The organism is Massilia sp. UYP11 (assembly GCF_050434805.1).
Classification (GTDB): domain Bacteria; phylum Pseudomonadota; class Gammaproteobacteria; order Burkholderiales; family Burkholderiaceae_D; genus Telluria.
The window spans coordinates 458,687-475,880 of sequence record NZ_JBNDJE010000001.1 but is presented as its reverse complement, the minus strand read 5'-3'; the positions used below and the strand labels follow the sequence as shown (position 1 = coordinate 475,880).

Annotated in this window: 12 protein-coding genes; 8 read left to right on the top strand and 4 right to left on the bottom strand. The window is 66.7% G+C overall.

Translation table 11 applies throughout. The annotated features are described in order from the left end of the window. Positions 1–2: 2 nt before the first annotated feature. From ABIB38_RS02080 to ABIB38_RS02045, 8 genes are all read left to right on the top strand, one after another. On the top strand, positions 3–896 hold the full coding sequence (locus ABIB38_RS02080; protein WP_429201346.1) for a carbohydrate ABC transporter permease: 894 nt from the start codon (positions 3–5) through the stop codon (positions 894–896). After that, a complete protein-coding gene (locus ABIB38_RS02075) occupies positions 893–1,789 on the top strand; it encodes a carbohydrate ABC transporter permease (protein WP_429201345.1) in 897 nt (298 codons plus the stop codon). The genes ABIB38_RS02080 and ABIB38_RS02075 overlap by 4 nt, the downstream gene beginning before the upstream one ends. A 7-nt stretch (positions 1,790–1,796) precedes the next feature. After that, positions 1,797–2,840, top strand: coding sequence for an ABC transporter ATP-binding protein (locus tag ABIB38_RS02070; protein WP_429201343.1), 1,044 nt, complete (start codon positions 1,797–1,799; stop codon positions 2,838–2,840). A gap of 80 nt (positions 2,841–2,920) precedes the next feature. Further along, on the top strand, positions 2,921–3,973 hold the full coding sequence (locus ABIB38_RS02065) for a LacI family DNA-binding transcriptional regulator (RefSeq protein WP_429201341.1): 1,053 nt from the start codon (positions 2,921–2,923) through the stop codon (positions 3,971–3,973). Between the two features lie 130 nt (positions 3,974–4,103). After that, positions 4,104–5,468, top strand: coding sequence for a GH1 family beta-glucosidase (locus tag ABIB38_RS02060; protein ID WP_429201339.1), 1,365 nt, complete (start codon positions 4,104–4,106; stop codon positions 5,466–5,468). Between the two features lie 50 nt (positions 5,469–5,518). Continuing rightward, complete coding sequence (locus tag ABIB38_RS02055) at positions 5,519–8,041, top strand: glycoside hydrolase family 3 N-terminal domain-containing protein (protein ID WP_429201337.1); 2,523 nt, start codon at positions 5,519–5,521, stop codon at positions 8,039–8,041. Next, positions 8,038–9,018: a glucokinase gene (locus ABIB38_RS02050; protein ID WP_429201336.1), complete on the top strand. Its 981-nt coding sequence runs from the start codon at positions 8,038–8,040 to the stop codon at positions 9,016–9,018. Before ABIB38_RS02055 ends, ABIB38_RS02050 begins: the two co-directional genes overlap by 4 nt. 13 nt (positions 9,019–9,031) lie before the next feature. Next, positions 9,032–10,336: a sugar MFS transporter gene (locus ABIB38_RS02045; protein ID WP_429201334.1), complete on the top strand. Its 1,305-nt coding sequence runs from the start codon at positions 9,032–9,034 to the stop codon at positions 10,334–10,336. Positions 10,337–10,408: 72 nt separating this feature from the next. Here ABIB38_RS02045 and ABIB38_RS02040 read toward each other — a convergent pair whose 3' ends face one another. From ABIB38_RS02040 to ABIB38_RS02025, 4 genes are all read right to left on the bottom strand, one after another. Then, on the bottom strand, positions 10,409–11,926 hold the full coding sequence (locus ABIB38_RS02040; protein WP_429201332.1) for a tryptophan halogenase family protein: 1,518 nt from the start codon (positions 11,924–11,926) through the stop codon (positions 10,409–10,411). A 10-nt stretch (positions 11,927–11,936) separates the two neighbouring features. After that, a complete protein-coding gene (locus ABIB38_RS02035) occupies positions 11,937–12,950 on the bottom strand; it encodes a cupin-like domain-containing protein (protein WP_429201330.1) in 1,014 nt (337 codons plus the stop codon). After that, positions 12,934–13,644: a SapC family protein gene (locus tag ABIB38_RS02030; RefSeq protein WP_429201328.1), complete on the bottom strand. Its 711-nt coding sequence runs from the start codon at positions 13,642–13,644 to the stop codon at positions 12,934–12,936. Before ABIB38_RS02030 ends, ABIB38_RS02035 begins: the two co-directional genes overlap by 17 nt. A gap of 160 nt (positions 13,645–13,804) precedes the next feature. Continuing rightward, the gene (locus ABIB38_RS02025) at positions 13,805–16,834 is read right to left on the bottom strand and encodes a TonB-dependent receptor (protein ID WP_429201326.1); all 3,030 of its coding nucleotides are present in this window, start codon (positions 16,832–16,834) and stop codon (positions 13,805–13,807) included. Between the last annotated feature and the right edge of the window lie 360 nt (positions 16,835–17,194).

Sequence of the window (17,194 nt, the reverse complement as noted above, 5' to 3'; positions counted from 1 at the left end):
CCATGCTCGCCCAACGCCGCCCCGTCCGCCTCACGCCCCATCTCGCCCTCGTGCCGATGGCGCTGGTGGTGCTGGGCGCCTATATCGGCGGCGCGCTGTGGACCTTGCGCACTTCGTTTACGGCCTCGCGCACCTTCCCTTCCGACAGCTTCATCGGCGCGGCGCAGTACGTGCGCCTGTTCGACAACGAGCGCTGGCTGCTGTCGCTGCACAACCTCGCCGTCTACGGCGTCGCCTTCATCCTGGCCTGCATGGTGATCGGCTTCCTGCTGGCCGTCTTCATCGACCAGAACGTCAAGGGCGAGGGCCTGCTGCGCACCGTGTTCCTGTATCCGTACGCGATGTCCTTCATCGCCACCGGCCTCGTATGGCAATGGCTGCTGGCGCCCGGCAGCGGCATCGAAGGCGCGGTGCGCCGGATGGGCTTTCCAGGCTTCTCGTTCGACTGGATCGTGCACCAGGACCTGGTGATCTACACCGTCGTCATCGCCACCGTGTGGCAGGCCTCGGGCCTGGTGATGGCGCTGATGCTGGCTGGCCTGCGCGGCATCGATCCCGAGATCTATAAAGCCGCGCGCCTGGACGGCATCCCGGCATGGCGGGTGTATCTTCAGATCGTGCTACCGATGCTGGGGCCGTCGGTTGCCACCGTGTTCCTGCTGCTGTCCACCGCGGTGGTGAAACTGTTCGACGCCGTGGTCGCGATGACCCAGGGCGGGCCCGGCATCGCCAGCGAAGTGCCGGCCAAGTTCATCATGGACCACCTGTTCCTGCGCTCGAACGTCGGCCTGGCCTCGGCCGGCGCGGTGACGCTCCTGATCCCGGTGCTGGCCCTGCTCGCGCCCTACGCCTATGCCCGCAGCCGCCGCGCGCGCCTGAACGGAGGCCACGCATGAGCCACCATTCGCTGCAGGCGGTCGCGCCGCCGATGTCCAGCCAGGCTGCGCTCACCGCGCGCCGCAGGCGCCTGTTCACGCCTGCGCGCCTGGGCGTCCATGCCTTCCTGTTCAGCGCCGCCCTGTTCTTTTTGCTGCCGCTGTACGTCATGATCATCACCTCGTTCAAGCCGATGGACGAGATCAGGATGGGCAATGTGTTCGCCCTGCCCCACGCCGCCACGCTCGAACCGTGGCGCGCGGCCTGGGGCGCGGTCAGCCACGGCTTCTGGAATTCGGTGGCGATCGCCGTGCCCAGCACCGTGATCCCGATCCTGCTCGGCGCCGTCAACGGCTATGCGCTGTCGTTCTGGCGCCCGCGCGGCGCCAACCTGCTGTTCGGCGTGCTGCTGGCCGGCGCCTTCATCCCGGTGCAGGTGATGATCTATCCGCTGGTGTGGATGATGGCGCATGCCGGCGTGTTCGGTTCGCTGCCGGCGATCGTGGTGGTGCACGTCATCTTCGGCATGCCGCTCATGACGCTGCTGTTCCGCAACTACTACGCCTCCGTGCCGCACGAGCTGTTCCAGGCCGCGCGCATCGACGGCGGCGGCTTCTGGCGCATCTTTGTCCAGGTGATGCTGCCGATGTCGCTGCCGATCATCGTGGTCGCCGCCATCATGCAAGTCACCGGCGTCTGGAACGACTACATCCTGGGCCTGGTGTTTGCCGGCCGCGAGAACCTGCCGATGACGGTCCAGCTGAACAACGTGATCAACACCACCACCGGCACCCGCCTGTACAACGTCAACATGGCCGCGACCATCCTGACGGCCGCGGTGCCGCTGGCGATCTACTTCATCTCCGGACGCTGGTTCGTGCGCGGCATCGCCGCCGGCGCCGTGAAAGGATAACCCCGGCATGTCGAACGTCCACCTGCGCAAACTGTGCATCACCCGCGGCAATCAGGAAATCATTCGGGATCTCGATTTGCAGATCGAGCCGGGCGAATTCCTGGTGCTGCTCGGCCCCTCGGGCTGCGGCAAGTCGACCCTGTTGCACAGCATCGCCGGCCTGATCGACCTGTCCGGCGGCGCGATCGAGATCGGCGGGCGCGACATGAGCCACGCCGACCCGAGCGAGCGCGGCATCGGCATGGTGTTCCAGTCGTATGCGCTGTATCCGACCATGACGGTCGAGAAGAACATGTCGTTTGGCCTCAGGATCGCCGGCACGCCGAAGGCGGAAGTCGCGCGCCGGGTGCGCAAGACCGCCGAGATGCTGCAGCTCGACGCCCTGCTCGAGCGCAAGCCTTCCCAGCTCTCGGGCGGCCAGCGCCAGCGCGTGGCGATCGGCCGCGCGCTGGTGCGCGAAGCCGGCGTCTACCTGTTCGACGAGCCGCTGTCGAATCTCGACGCCAAGCTGCGCGCCGAACTGCGGCGCGAACTGAAAATGCTGCACCAGACGCTCGGCTCGACCATGATCTACGTGACCCACGACCAGGCCGAGGCGATGACGCTGGCGACCCGCATCGTGGTGATGCAGGCGGGGCGCATCCAGCAGATCGGCACGCCGGCCGAGGTATATGACACGCCCGCCAACCGCTTCGTGGCCGGTTTCCTCGGTTCGCCGTCGATGAATTTCATCGACGGCAGCGTCGATGCGCAGGGCCGCTTCGCGGCCGGCGCGCTCACGCTACCGCTCAACGGCGCGCAGCCGGGCGCCGTGACGCTGGCCGCGCGCCCGGAACACATCCACGTCGACGACAACGGCCCCTTGCACGCGACGGTCACCCTGGTCGAACCGATGGGCAACCACCAGGTGGTGTGGCTCGACTGCGGCGGGCAGGCGCTGTCGTGCATCGAGCACGATGGACGGCTGCTCGCGTCCGGCCAGGCGCTGCGTTTCGCGATCGACACCGGCCGCGTCTCGTTGTTCGATCCTGAAAATGGACGGCGCTTATGACGGATGGATGCCATCCGCACGCGGATGCAGTATGCTTGGCGGCTATTTTGACTCACGTATTTATTGAATAGGGATCGCAGGTGGCGACAATCAAGGACGTAGCGCGGCTGGCGGGAGTAGGTCTCGGCACCGCCTCGCGCGTGGTCAGCGGCAAGGGCTCGGTATCGCCGGCCACGCTCGAGCGCGTGCGCAAGGCGATCGACGAGCTGGGTTTCCGCCCATCGCACGCGGCGCGCGCCCTGCTGTCCGGCACCAGCCGGATGATCGGCGTGTACATTCCCGTCCTGTCCGGCACCTTCTACACCCCGATCCTGCAGATCATCGACACCGAACTGCGCGCGGCCGGCCTGCACATGGTGGTCGCCTTCGGCGTCGGCCTGGGCGACGCGCGCAACCAGGCGATCGAAGGCACCGAGTTCCTGATCGAGCGCGGCTGCGACGGCCTGATCATCATGAGCAGCGCCCTGCTCGATGAAGACATCGCCGCCCTGGGCGGCAAGCGGCGCCTGATCGTCGCGCTCAACCACGATTTCAAGGACATCCCGGAGCAGTGCTTTACCGTCGACCATGCCGAGGGCGGCCGCCTGGCGGCGCGCACCCTGCTCGACCATGGTCACCGCGACATCGCCGTCATCGCCGGTCCGAGTGCGCTGCTCGACAACGTGGCGCGCATCGACGGCTTCATGCACGAGCTGAAGGCCGGCGGCATCGATACCGATACCGTGTGGCTGGTCGAGAGCGACTTCTCGCCGCAGGGCGGCTGGCAAGCCGCCAAGGCCCTGGTCGAATCGAAGACGCCGTGCACCGCGCTGTTCTGCGCCAACGACGAGATGGCGGTCGGCGCCCTGTCCTACTTCCAGGAAGCCGGCATCAGCGTGCCGCGCGACCTGTCGGTGATCGGCTACGACGACACGCCGAGCGCCGAGTTCTCGGCGCCGCGCCTGACGTCGGTGCACATGCCGTGGCGCGAGATGACGCAGAACGGCCTGAACGCCTTGCTCAACCGCTGCTATGACCTGAATCGCCCGGTGGCGCGCTCGTTCCCGGTCAGTGTCACCATGCGCGCCTCGCTGGCAAGGATCGGTGGCGACAAGCCGAAACGCGCCGCCAAGGCGGCAAGTAAAAAGAAGTGAGGCGGGCATGCGACGCTCCGGCGGGCCGCGCGCGGCCATTTTTTTTGGCGCCAGACTGGAAAGCTTTCCAATGTGTTGGTAAGCTGTCCCCAAATTTGATCAGAACATACCCATTACCTGAAGCGAGACCATGACCACTGCCAACCGACCCGAGCCCTCCGCGCCGCAGCGCAGCGATTTCGCCCGCGACTTCCTGTGGGGCTGCGCCACCTCGTCCTACCAGATCGAAGGCGCCGGCCGCGAAGACGGCCGCGTGGAATCGATCTGGGACCGCTTCGCGGCCACCCCCGGCACGATCCGCGACGGCTCCGATGGCCTGGTGGCGTGCGACCACTACCACCGCTGGGCCGAAGACTTCGACATCGCGCGCGGCATGGGCCTGAACGCCTACCGCTTCTCGTTCGCCTGGCCGCGCATCTACACCGGCGTCAAGGGCCAGCCGAACCAGAAGGGCCTGGACTTCTATTCGCGCCTGGTCGACGGCATGCTCGAACGCGGCCTGGAGCCATGGGCAACCCTGTACCACTGGGACCTGCCGCAGGCGCTGCAGGACGAGGGCGGCTGGGAAAACCGCGCCACCATCGACGCCTTCCTCGAGTACGCCGACGCCATGACGCGCACGCTGGGCGACCGTGTCAAGCACTGGATCACCCACAACGAGCCGTGGTGCACCGCGATCATCGGCAACTTCGAAGGCTGGCATGCGCCGGGCAAGACCGACCTCAAGGCGGCGCTGCAGGTCGCGCACAACGTGCTGGTCTCGCACGGCAAGGCGGTGCCGCTGATCCGCGCAAACGTGCCGGATGCGAAAGTCGGCATGGCGGTCAGCCTGCACCCGCTGCGCGCGGCCAGCGACAGCCCGCAAGACAAGGAGGCGGTGGAACGCCACGACGGCCTGCGCTACCGCTGGTTCCTCGATCCGCTGTTCGGCCGCGGCTACCCGCAAGCCACGCGCGAACGATTCGGCGCCGCGGCCCCCGACGTCGCGCCGGGCGACATGGAAGCGATCGCGGTCAAGACCGACTTCATGGGCGTGAACTACTACTTCCCCGAAGTGATCCAGCACGAGGCCGGCCACGCGCCGCTCGACGCGAAAGTGCTGCCGACCACCAGCGGCGAGATCACCGCGATGGGCTGGCCGGTGTCGCCGGAAGGCTTCACCGAGCTGCTCACCCGGATCGAGAACGACTACCACCCGGGCCCGATGTACGTGACCGAGAACGGTTCGGCCTTCGAGGATACGGTCGGCTCGGACGGCGAGATCGACGACGTCCAGCGCCGCCACTACCTGATGCGCCACCTGGCCGCCATGAAGGATGCGATCGACCAGGGCGCGCCGATCAAGGGCTACTTCGCCTGGAGCCTGCTCGACAACTTCGAGTGGGCCGAAGGCTATCTGCGCCGCTTCGGCCTGGTGCACATCGACTACGCCACCCAGCAGCGCCGCCTGAAGAACAGCGGCAAATGGTATGGTTCCTTCCTGCGCCAGGAATGAGCCTCTACGAATAAGCGTTTACTTCAACGAACAATAAAGCGAGACAACCCATGACCTTCAAGCTTCGTCCTTCCACGCTGGCCCTTTCCATCGCCCTGGCCCTGCCGGCCGTCTGCGGCGCCGCCGCCCCGGTCGATACCCAATTGGCCGACTGGCCGCGCGTGACCAGCGCCATCGAGAAGGATGAGGCGATCGAGAAGCGGGTCAGGGAAATCGTCGGCAAGATGACCCTGGCGCAGAAGATCGGCCAGATGACCCAGCCCGAGATCAAGACCGCCAGGCCCGAGGACGTGACCAGGTACTACCTCGGTTCGGTCCTGAACGGCGGCGGCAGCTGGCCGAACAACAACAAGGCGGCCGACGCGAAGGAATGGCTGGCGCTGGCCCAGGCCTACCACGCGGCCTCGATGAAGACCGACATGGCGATCAAGGTGCCGGTGGTGTGGGGCACGGACGCGGTCCACGGCCACAACAACGTGCCGGGCGCCACCCTATTCCCGCACAATATCGGCCTGGGCGCGGCGCGCAATCCGCAGCTGATGCGCGAGATCGGCGCCGCCACCGCGAAAGCGGTGCGCGCGACCGGCATCGCCTGGGTGTTCGGCCCGACCCTGGCCGTGGTGCGCGACGACCGTTGGGGCCGCACCTACGAAAGCTATGCCGAGCATCCGGAAGTCGTGCGCAGCTATGCCGGCGAATACGTCAAGGGAATGCAGGGCGTGTTCAAGGACGACGCCAACACCATCGCCACCGCCAAGCACTTCATCGGCGACGGCGGCACCAAGAACGGCAAGGACCGCGGCGTGACCGAGGCCAGCGAAGCGGACCTGATCAACATCCACGGCGCCGGCTACGTCCCGGCATTGGCGGCGGGCGCACAGACCGTGATGACCTCGTTTAACAGCTGGACCGATACCACGACCGGCACCGAATACGGCAAGCTCCATGGCAGCAAGGCGGCGATCACCGATATCCTCAAGGGCAAGATGGGCTTCGACGGCTTCGTCGTCACCGACTGGAACGGCATCGGCGAAGTGAAGGGCTGCCGCAACGACAGCTGCGCCCAGGCGATCAACGCCGGCAACGACATGATCATGGTGCCGGACGACTGGAAGGCCTTTATCGCCAACACCATCAAGCAGGTGGAAAGCGGCGAGATCCCGATGTCGCGCATCGACGACGCCGTCTCGCGCATCATCCGCGTCAAGCTGCGCGCCGGCCTGTTCGACAAGAGCCCGATGCAGAACGCCCACGCCGGCAAGGATGACGCGATGCAGGCGCGGCTGCTTGCGCGCCGGGCGGTGCGCGAGTCGCTGGTGCTGCTCAAGAACGAAGGCCCGGCCCTGCCCATCAAGCGCGGCCAGAAGATCCTGGTGGTGGGCAAGAGCGCCGACGAGCTGTCGAACCAGAGCGGCGGCTGGTCGATCACCTGGCAGGGCACCGCCACCACCAATGCCGACTTCAAGAACGCCGACACCATCCTGGCCGGCATCCGCGAGGCCGCAGGCAAGGACAACGTCAGCTTCAGCCTCGACGCGAAGGGCGTCGACGTGTCGAAGTTCGACGTCGTGGTCGCCGTCATCGGCGAGCGTCCGTATGCCGAAGGCGACGGCGACATCCACCCGTCCGGCACCTTGCGCCACAGCAGCCGCTATCCGGAAGACCTCGCCGTGCTGAAGGCCGTCGCCGGCAAGGGCAAGCCGGTGGTCACGGTGATGGTCACCGGCCGTCCGGTGTTCGCCAACGACCTGCTCAACCTGTCGGACACCTTCATCTCGGCCTGGCTGCCGGGCTCCGAGGGCAAGGGCGTGTCGGACCTGCTGGTCGAAGGACAGCAACGCTACGACTTCCGCGGCGTGCTGCCGTTCTCGTGGCCGAAGTCGGCCTGCCAGGTCAAGCTCAACGTCGGCGACAAGGATTACGCGCCGCTGTTCGCCTATGGCTATGGCTTGAAGGCCGGCACCCGTTCCAGGCTGGGCAAGCTCGATGAGAGCTATCCGCAAGGCGGCTGCAGCGCCGGCAACACCTTCCCGGTGTTCAGCCAGGCCGACCGCCTGAGCTATCCGCTGGCGATCCGCTCGGGCCAGCAGAGTACCGTGCTGGGCGCCGACCTGAACGCCAGCTTCCAGCTGCCGAACATCACCGTCACCACCGCCCAGGTCAACACCCAGCAGGACGCCAAGCTGGGCGCCTGGACTGGCCCCGCCACGCTGGAAGCGCGCGGCGCACGCGCCATCGTGCTGCCCGGCGCCGCCGTCAAGGATGGCGCGCTCCGCTTCGACACCATCGTCACGAAGGCCCCGGCCGGCAAGGTGACGCTCTCGATGCGCCAGGGCGCGACCAGCGTCGACCTGGATGCGACCGGCCTGTTCAAGCGCTTGGGCGTCGGCGCCAAGAACACCGTCGCGATTCCGCTGTCGTGCTTCCAGGCCAAGGGCCTGGACCTGGCCAAGGTCGACACGCCGTTCGCCGTCACCAGCGACGCCGCGTTCTCGGCGGCCTTCGCCAATATCGAAATCGCCGGCGGCGCGGCGAAGGAAGCCGGCGCCGTGCAGTGCGGTGAACTGAAATGACGCGAGAGGCGACGACTGAGCTGCGCCTGCTGGCCGACGTCGGCGGCACCAACGCGCGTTTCGCCCTGCAGTCGGATCCCTCCCGGGGATTCGACGACATCGAGGTGCTGCCGGCCAGCGACTATCCGACGCTGGGCGACGCGATGCGCACTTACCTCGCCAATGCCAGGGGCCGCGGATTGGCGGTCGATACGGTCCGCCATGCGGCGATCGCGATCGCCAATCCGGTCGAAGGCGACGAGATCAGGATGACCAACCACCATTGGCAGTTCTCGATCGAAGCCCTGCGCCTGGAGCTGGGTTTGACGACGCTGTTGATGGTGAACGACTTCGCCGCGCTGGCGATGTCGCTGCCGCACCTGGCGCAGCACGGCCGCAGGCAGATCGGCGGCGGCATCGAACTGCCCAACCGGACGATCGGCCTGATCGGCCCCGGCACTGGCCTGGGCGTCTCGGGCGTGGTGCCGGCGGGAGACCGCTGGATCGCGCTGTCCGGCGAAGGGGGCCACGTCAGTTTCGCACCCGTCAGCCGCGACGAGGTCGCGATCCTGGAAGCGCTGTGGGGAGAGTACGGCCACGTTTCGGCCGAACGCCTGCTGTCTGGCATGGGCATGGAACTGATCCACTGGGCGCGCACTGGCAAGCGCCTCAAGGCCGCCGACATCACTGCCGCCGCGCTGGACGGCTCATCAAGCGAATGCGAAGGCTCGACGCGGGTGTTCTGCGCCATCCTGGGCAGCGTGGCCGGCAACGTCGCACTGACGCTCGGCGCGACCGGCGGCATGTATATCGGCGGCGGCATCGTGCCGCGCCTGGGTCCCATCTTCGAACGATCGGCTTTCCGCGCGCGCTTCGAAGACAAGGGGCGCCTCGGCGATTACCTGTCCCGCATACCGACCTACCTCATTACCGAACAGTATCCCGCCTTGCGCGGGGTTTCGGCTATGCTGTCGGATCACGTCGCAACTCTGCAATAATAACGGAGACTCCATGCAGAACCCAATCCAGAACCCCACCGTGGCCAGCGCCGCAACGGAAGGGGAGCACAATCCGCACACCGGTGCGCTGGTCATCGTGACCATCCTGTTCTTCATGTGGGGGCTCATCACCTCGCTGAACGACGTCCTGATCCCGCACCTGAAGTCGATCTACACCCTCACCTACATGCAGGCGATGCTGGTGCAGTTCTGCTTCTTCGGCGCCTACTTCATCGTCTCGCTGCCGGCCGGCGCGCTGATCCGCCGCCTGGGCTACCAGAACGGCGCGGTCACCGGCCTGATGATCGCGGCCGCCGGCTGCGCCCTGTTCTACCCGGCCTCGAACGGCGGCTACGGCATGTTCCTGTTCGCCCTGTTCGTGCTGGCCAGCGGCATCACCATCCTGCAGGTGGCGGCCAACCCCTACGTCACCGCGCTGGGACCGGCGCGCACCGCGGCCAGCCGCCTGACCCTGACCCAGGCCTTCAACTCGCTCGGCACCACCGTGGCGCCGGCGCTGGGCGGCATATTGATCCTGTCGACCGTGGTGCTCTCCGCCGACGAATTGGCCCTGCTGCCGGCGGCCGAACAGGCCGCGCACAAGGCCGCCGAAGCCGCCGCCGTGCAAGGCCCTTACCTGGGCCTGGCCGCCGCGCTGGCGCTGCTGGCGGTGCTGTTCGCAATGGCGCGCCTGCCGAAGATCGCCTTCGACGACACGACCGCCGCGGTCGACGCCAAGGGCGGCGCGATGTCGCACCGCAACCTGGTGCTGGGCGCGCTGGGCATCTTCCTGTATGTCGGCGCCGAAGTGAGCATCGGCAGCTTCCTGATCAACTTCATCGGCGAGCCGCACATCGCCGGCCTGTCGCACGCCGACGCGGCGCGCTACGTCAGCATGTACTGGGGCGGCGCCCTGATCGGCCGCTTCATCGGCTTTGCCGTGATGCGTTATGTGAGCCCGGGCAAGTCGCTGGCGGTCACCGCGCTCGGCTCGATCGCACTGGTCCTGACCGCGACCTTCACCGAGGGCAGTCTGGCGATGTGGGCGATCGTGGCCGTGGGCCTGTGCAACTCGATCATGTTCCCGACCATCTTCAGCATGGCGCTGCACGGCCTGGGCAAGTTCACCGGCCAGGGCTCGGGCATCCTGTGCATGGCCATCGTCGGCGGCGCCGTGGTGCCGTTCGCGCAGGGCATCCTGGCCGACACCATCGGCCTGCAGATCTCGTTCCTGGTGCCGGCGGCCTGCTACCTGTTCATCATGTACTACGGCGTCAAGTACGCCAACCTGCACAAGGAGAAGGTCGCGGCCGAGTGAGCGTCGCAGGCCTGAAAGACAAAACGCCCGCGCAGTCTGCGCGGGCGTTTTTTTTGCGCGCCGGGCGCAGTGTTACATCGGCGCGGCGCAGTAGCGCGCGACGTATTGCTGGTGCGTCGGCAGCTGGCTCACGGTCTTGTCGACGCTGGCCTTGATCGAACCGAGGAAGTGGGCCAGTTCCTCGTCGCCCATCAGGTCGGCCGACTGGTGGTGCTGCAGCGGTGTGATGCCCTGGCCCAGCATGACCTGGATCCACGAATTCTCGGCGAACAGCTCGTTGGGAACGCGGAATACCCGCCCGGTCTCGCGGAACAGGTCGATCCGGTGCTGGAGCGAGGCCGGCACCGTCATGTCGCGCGCCTCGCGCCAGTATGGCGTGTCGCCGCGGTTGGTGACCTTGTAGTGCAGGATGATGAAGTCGCGGATATGCTCGACCTCGAGCGCCGCCTGGCGGTTGTATTCCTCGACGTCGCTGTGCGCGATGCCGGCGCTCGGGAACATCTGCATCAGGCGCACGATCGAGCGCTGGATCAGGTGGATGCTGGTCGATTCGATCGGCTCCAGGAAGCCGCTGGACAGACCCACCGCGACGCAGTTGCCCTTCCAGACCTGCCGCCGCTGCCCCGGCGTGAAGCGCAACACGCGCGGCTTCATCAGGGCTTCGCCTTCGACGTTGGCCAGCAGCGCGCCGATGGCCTGCTCCTGTTCGACGTGGCGGCTCGAGAACACCATGCCGTTGCCCACCCGGTGCTGCAGCGGGATGCGCCACTGCCAGCCGAAGCCGTGGGCGATCGAGCGCGTGTACGGCACCGCGTCGCCGCTTGATGCCGTCTGCAAGGCGGCGGCGCTGTCGTTGAACAGCCATTGCGACCAGTCCTGGTACTCCACGCCCAGCGCCTGCCCGATCAGCAGCGCGCGGAAACCCGTGCAGTCGATGAACAGGTCGCCCTCGATGTCGGCGCCCGAATCGAGGGTGAGCGAGCGGATATGCCCGGTCAGGGCGCTGGTGGTCACGTCGACGATCTTGCCCTCGATGCGCTGCACGCCGAAGCGTTCGCTGAAGGCGCGCAGGTACTTCGCATACGCCGTCGCATCGAGGTGGTAGGCGTAGTTCATGCCGCCGCGCGGCAGGTGGGCGAAGCGGTTCTCGCGCGCGGCGCGCAGCTCGAGGCAGTAGTCGCCGTAGTCGCCGGCCAGGCCGCGCTCGCGGCCCTTGCGCCAGAAATGCTGGAAGCCGGCGGTCCAGTGGTCGGTGCCGGTCAGGCCGAACGAGTGGATGTAGTCTTCGTTCACATTGCGCCAGCCCTCGAAGGCGATGCCCAGCTTGAAGGTGGCCTTGGTCGCCGCCATGAATTCCTGCTCGTTGATCTCGAGCAGGTTATGGAAGTTGATCAGGGTCGGAATGGTGGCTTCGCCCACGCCGACCGTGCCGATCTCGTCCGACTCGATCAGCTTGATGTCGAGGCGCTTGCCCAGCACCTTCGAGATGCAGGCGGCCGCCATCCAGCCGGCGGTGCCGCCGCCGGCGATCACCACGCGCCGGATCGGGCGTCCCTTGAAATCGCCCTCATGGCTGTTCTTCTGTTCCATGCTTGTCTCCTCAGCGGTTCATCCGCTTTAATAATTGGGCCCGGATCGCGCGCGCCGCATCGTCGTCGAGCGGCCCGAGCACGCGGCGCGCGGCTTGCGGGATATGGGCCGCGGTGTCGGCGTCGGCCTCGAACACGTAGTGGCGAAACAGCTCGGCCCAGGCCTTGCGCTGTTCGGGCGGCAGGTCGCGCACCGACATCAGCGCATGCATCAGCGCGTTGGTCGGGGTGTCCATCCATTCCGGCGACTGGCGCCACCAGTAATTGACCAGCACGTTGAAGGCGTCGAGCGCCTGGACGTGGTGCCACCACATGCTGGGGATGAACAGGGCGTCGCCGGGCGCCATCTCGGCCACCTGCGCATGTTCCAGCGCTTCGGCGAAGCGCGGGAAGCGCGCGTAGTCGGGCCTGGCGAAATCGACCAGGCTGATGGCCTGGCCGGCCGGCGTGAAGTCGAGCGGACCGACGTACAGGTTGTGCTGCTGGCCGGGCGGGAACAGCGTGAAGCGGCGGTTCCCGACCGCGACGCACGCCAGGTTGTCGGGCAGGTCGTAGTGGGCCGCGATGACGGTGCGGTTGCCGATCCAGATGCTGGCCAGCGCGTCGCGCGCGCCGAGGTCGACGTCGTTCTCGGCGCGAAAGCCGGGCAGCGCGGTGTCGATCGTGGTCGAGCCGACGTAGATGGTCGGCGGCGGCGTGGTGGCCAGGTGCTTGGCCAGTTCGTCGAGCACGGTGTCCAGGCGCACCCGCACCGGATAGAAATTGAAGCCGCTCAGGTCCTCGTTGTAGAAGAAGCGCCCCTCGGTCTCGGGCGCGCCCAGCATGGCGTTGACGGTGGCGTCGCGGTACCAGCGGCGCAGGTAGGCGTCGGCGTCGCGCGGCGAGGCCAGCCCGGCCTTGACCATGGGCCAGTCGGCCACCAGGCCGCGCAGCAGCAGCGGCTCGGTCGACGCGAGAATCTCGGGGCCGAGTTCGCCGGGACGCAGGCCGGCGATCTCGCGTACCCGCTTAGCGATGGGCAGCATGGCGGCGGTTCTTGCGGTCGATCAGGCCGCGCAGGTTGGACAGGGACGCGAGCGCGAACCAGATCGGTCCCAGGTAGCCGGCCCGGTGCAGTTCGGCGACCGCGCCGGCGTCGAGGGCGGCCAGGCGTTCCTCGTTGATGGTGTAGAAGCCCGACATGCGGCTTTGCGCGCCGTTGTCGAACTCGATCTCGAGCGCGAACGGCTCGAGCAGCGCGTGGCGCTCCAGGGCGTCGATGAAGCCAGGCTCGAACTGCAGGCCGTGGTGGATCGTCGACAGCAGGCCGTCGACGTGGGCCAGGTAGTCGCTGTTGCCGCCATGCGGCTTGAATACCGGCTCGCCCTCGGTGCGGCTCACGCGCGGGTGGTCGAGGTCGACCTGGATCATCAGCTCGTCGCCGCTGCGGCCGATCAGGAATGGCTGGCGCTCCAGCAGCAGCGGCACCACCGGGGCATCCCAGCGTCCGTCTTCCAGGAACAGGTTCTCGTCCTCGGTGAAGCCGAGCAGCGCGATCGCCTCGTAACGCGCCTGGGCGTCGTCGCGGCGGAAGATGATCGGATAGTGCCCCTGCAGCGAGCGGAATTCGGCGGCGAAGGTCAGCACCCAGGCGACCTCGCTGCCCAGGCCGGGGCGGTGGCCGGTGATGACGCGCAGGTCCTTGTGCTCGATATTGTTCAGCAAGGCGATGTTGGGCATGGATGTCTCGTTGTCGTTATGGGGCCGGCGGGAAACGACAACGGCGGACCGGCATGGTGCCGACCCGCCGCTGGTTCCGGCGCTCGAGGCCGGTGCGTGAAGTCTACCCCGAAAGCGGGCCCGGGAAAACGCCTCCCGGGCCCGCCCCGTCAGGTGGCGATCAGAACTTGTAGCGGGCGGCCACCATGTAGCGCGGGCCCGACTGCGACACGAACAGCAGCTGGTGCTTGTTGCGGCCGTGGATGCGCTGGATCTCGTCGGTCAGGTTGATGCCTTCGAACGACAGGGTCAGGTTCTTGTTCACGTTGTAGCCGACGCTCAGGTCCAGCTGGCCGTATTCCTCGGTGTAGTTCGGATTCGGACCGGAACCGTCGAAGGTGCCCGACAGGAACTCGTCGCGCCAGTTGTAGGCCGCGCGCACGCTCCACTTGTCGTTCTCGAAGATACCCACCAGGTTGGCCGAGTCGCCCAGGCCCACCAGCGCGAACTGCTCGCCGATGCTCGCATTGTTGTACTTCAGGCCCGAATTCACGTAGGTGTAGTTGGCCTGGAAGCCGAAGCCGCTGTTGCCGAACATGTGCTGGATGTTGAATTCCAGGCCGCGGATGCGCGCCTTCTTCTGGTTCGAGAACGAGGTGATGCGGAAGTCGGCGATCGGGTCGGTCGAGATGCCGGTGATGGTGCCGGTCGGATTGCCCACGCCATCGTCCTCACCCCGCACGACGCCGGGCTGGCCGTTGAAGTTGCGCAGGATGTAGCTGCGGATGCAGGTGGTGTCGGCGGTCGCGCAGCCATTGGCCAGCGCCGCGTTCCAGTAAGCGCCGCCCACCGGGGTGTGCAGTCCGAACGGCTGGGCGATCACCTGCGACTGGCCTGCGTAGTTGTCCAGGTGCTTGCGGAAGTGGTTGATCGACACGAAGCTCTGGCGATCGTAGTACCACTCCAGCGCCAGGTCGATGTTCTTCGACTTGACCGGCTCCAGCGACGGATTGCCCTGCGAACCGGTGCCGCCCTCGACCCGCGCCAGGGTGTTCAGGATCTGGCCGCCGGCGATCTGGTCGTAGCGTGGGCGGCCGATGGTCTCGCCGTAGCTGAAGCGGCCCTTGAGGTCGGAGCGCAGCTGGATGTCGGCGTCGAAGGTCGGCAGCACATGGCTGTACTTGCCCTTCAGGTTGGTGAAGGCGGCCTCGCCGAACACGATCGGGAATTCATTCTGCGACACCCAGTTGATCGCGGTCGCGGTCGGCACCAGCGCGGTCGAGCTGACGTCGGTCTTCTCGTAGCGCACGCCGAACGAGGTATTGACCGGGAAGCGGGTATCCCATTCGGTGTTGAACTGCAGGTACAGGCTCTTCGATTTTTCCTCGGTGCGCTGGTCGGTGTCCCAACCGGTCTTGGGCAGGTACAGGTCGGGCAGGCCCGACGCCGCGGCGGCCAGCTTGCGCACCTCGTCGAAGTTGAAGGTGTTGAAGCGGTTGAACAGGGCCGGGTTGCCGCTGCCGTTGATGTTGTCGAAGTACTTGTTGAGCGTCTCGGCGTGGAACACGCCGGCCGGATAGTCGTCCGGGCTGGTGGCGCCGCCCCAGGTGTCGCGCTGCTGGACCGAGAAGGCCGAACGGTAGTCGACCTTGGTCGCGCCCAGGCCGAATTTCAGTTCCGACGCTTCCAGCATCTTCCAGCTGCCGTGGGTCTGGATCTGGTCGATCTCGGTCTTCATGTAGCCGTTCTCGAACACCGAGCCGGTCACTTGCTGCGGCGCGCGCGCGAAGTCGGCGCCCTGGATGCTCAGCACCGGGAAGTCCTGCGAGAAGTCGACGCTGGTGGTGCCGCGGCTGAAGCTGGCGGTGCCCAGGGTATTGCTCGAGCCGAACGGGCTGTTGGGCGTCGATTCGGCGGTCGAATGGTGGGCGTCGAGCTCCAGCCGGATGTCGCTGTTCACGCGCCACACGGTGTTAAAGCCCAGCGACTTGTTCTCGGTCCTGGTCGCGAAGTCGGCGCCGCCCATGGCGATGTCGCTGGTGGCCGGGTTGATGATCTCGGTGTAGACCAGCGGCGCGGCGACCGGGCCGTCGGTCCAGGTGCTCGACGACGGGCCGAAGTTGAACCAGGCCGACATGTCGTTGCGGCGGGTGTGGATCTTGTTTTCGGAGTAGGTGTAGTCGAGGGTCGAGGTGATCGACTTGTTCGGCGCGAACTGGAACACCACCTGGCCGTTGGTGCGCTCGCGCTGCACGCCGGAGAGGTTGTAGTTCAGGTTTTGCGGCACCTGGTACAGGTCGGTCGGGCCCGGGCGGTTGGTGATGTTTTCCGAGCCCGGCGTGCCCGGCTGCGCAATGGTGCCCCAGTTGTTCTCGTCGCCGCGGAACGGGCCTTTCCAGCCGTTCGACACCGAGGCGCGGTTGTAGCCCAGGTTGCGTTCCTGGTAGCTGGCCGACAGGCCGATGCCGAAGCGGCCGTCGGCCGAGGTATTGCTGTAGATGCCGGAGATTTCCGGGGTCAGCTTGTCGCCGTGCTGCAGGTCATCCGGCAGGTTGGTGGCCGAGGTGTCGTGCACGCCCTTGATGCCGATGCTGGCCTGCATGCCCGGCCGCGACAGCGGGCGCGCGGTGACCACGTTGATGGTGGCGCCGATGCCGCCGGTTGGGGTTTCGGCGCGGCTCGACTTGTACACCTGCAGCTGCGAAATCGCTTCCGAGGCGATGTTGGCGAAATCGTAGGCGCGGCCGTTACGGTCGCCCAGGCTCGAGGTGGGCATCTGGCGGCCGTTGAGCAGCACCAGGTTGAAGTCGGGACCCACGCCGCGCACGGTGACCCTGGAGCCTTCGCCGATCTCGCTGCGGTCGATCGACACGCCCGAGATGCGCTGCAGCGATTCGGCCAGGTTAGTGTCCGGGAACTTGCCGATGTCTTCGGCGACGATGCCGTCGACGAAGCCTTGCGCATTGCGCTTGAGGTTCAGCGACGATTCGAGACTGGCGCGCAGGCCGGTGACGACCACGGTCTGGGTCGAGGTCGGGGTCGGGTTCTGGGCCGCGGGATTGCTGGCGGTGTCGACGGCCTGGTTCGGCGCGCTGGTCGCGGTATCGGCCGGCGCGGTCGCCTGCTCCTGCGCGAACGCCGGAATGAATGCCGAGCATGCGCTGGCGACTGCCAGGCTGATCAGAGTCTGTTTAGCCTTCGGGTAGTACATGTCTTCTCCTGTCTTTTTTATAAATATGACCGTCGCCTAGCTACGGTGTCTCCGCCAAATCGGACGCATTGCGGCGTGCGTCGCCTTCCGCTACTACCCCGCTATTACCTGTTCCCGGCCGCCTCCCGGCCAGGCGAACCTGCGGCGCCGCACCGGGCAACGCAGCGAGGCCGACCGGCTGGTGCCGGCGGCCTCGCCAGGTGGATTGCCCGGTGCGCAGCGCGCTGTTTCATGTGTCCTCGGCTCCTTGGCCTTGGCGGGCCGTTCGGGGGATCGAAGCTGACTCGTTCGGAACATGGAAACGTTTCCATGTAGCTGTTTGAATATTAGGGTTAGGAAAAAAAATTGTCAACGGAATAT